We start from the raw sequence: 917 nt of genomic DNA, 5'->3' as shown, positions 1-917 counted from the left end.
AGCTAAAATGTTTTTAAATTTTTCGGCGTGGTTAGCTTTCAATAAAATTTTTAAATATTCTTTTACCAACGTAAAAGTTTTGCCACTACCAGCCGAGGCATTATAAATAGTAAACGTAGGGTCAAGGCTCATAAATACTAATTTGATTACAAGATAAAAACAAACAATGGTTTAATAACAATTTATTATTTTTAATTGAGGGCTTTTATGCGTAAATTTGAATTGAAATAAATTACTAAATAGAAAAAACAAAAACACTATGGCTTTTGAATTACCAGAATTAGGCTATGCTTACGATGCGTTAGAACCACACATGGATGCACGCACAATGGAAATACACCATACTAAGCACCACGCAGGATATACAAACAATTTAAACAATGCAATAGCAGGAACAGATTTAGAAGGAAAATCTATTGAAGATATTTTAACTAATTTAGATATGNATAAAGGATACTTATCAGGAGAATTAAAAGACCAAATTGAAGCTACCTTCGGATCAAAAGAAGCCTTTATTGAAGCCTTCAGTAAAGCAGCAGCAACACGTTTTGGTTCAGGGTGGGCATGGTTATGCGTACACAAAGGTGGTAAATTAGAAATTTGCTCAACACCAAACCAAGACAACCCATTAATGCCAGAAGTTGGTTGCGGAGGTACACCAATTTTAGGATTAGATGTTTGGGAACACGCATACTATTTAAACTATCAAAACCGTCGTCCAGATTACATCAAAGCATTCTTTAATGTAGTAAACTGGAATAAAGTTGAAAAACGCTACGCTAACGCGAAGTAATATTAATTTTAAGTGTTATCAAAAAAGTCGTTTAGAATGTATGTTCTAAACGATTTTTTTTTGGGCGTTACCCACAAGGGGTCGGGCTTTACACTATATCTTTTTATTATATAATGTCTGCTAT

General features: G+C 33.1%; 2 protein-coding genes. One reads left to right on the top strand and one right to left on the bottom strand.

Translation table 11 applies throughout. The features are described from left to right. Positions 1-132: UvrD-helicase domain-containing protein (locus FUA24_RS23510; RefSeq protein ID WP_148545769.1), on the bottom strand; the 132-nt coding region annotated here is incomplete at its 3' end. 127 nt (positions 133-259) lie between these two features. Between FUA24_RS23510 and FUA24_RS23505 the strand changes: the two genes are divergently transcribed. Further along, the gene (locus tag FUA24_RS23505; RefSeq protein WP_148545767.1) at positions 260-793 is read left to right on the top strand and encodes a superoxide dismutase; all 534 of its coding nucleotides are present in this window, start codon (positions 260-262) and stop codon (positions 791-793) included. The last annotated feature ends 124 nt before the right edge of the window (positions 794-917 follow it).

Source organism: Seonamhaeicola marinus, from assembly GCF_008085455.1.
Note: the sequence above shows the minus strand (reverse complement) of the source record. Positions and strands in the feature narration are given on the sequence as shown.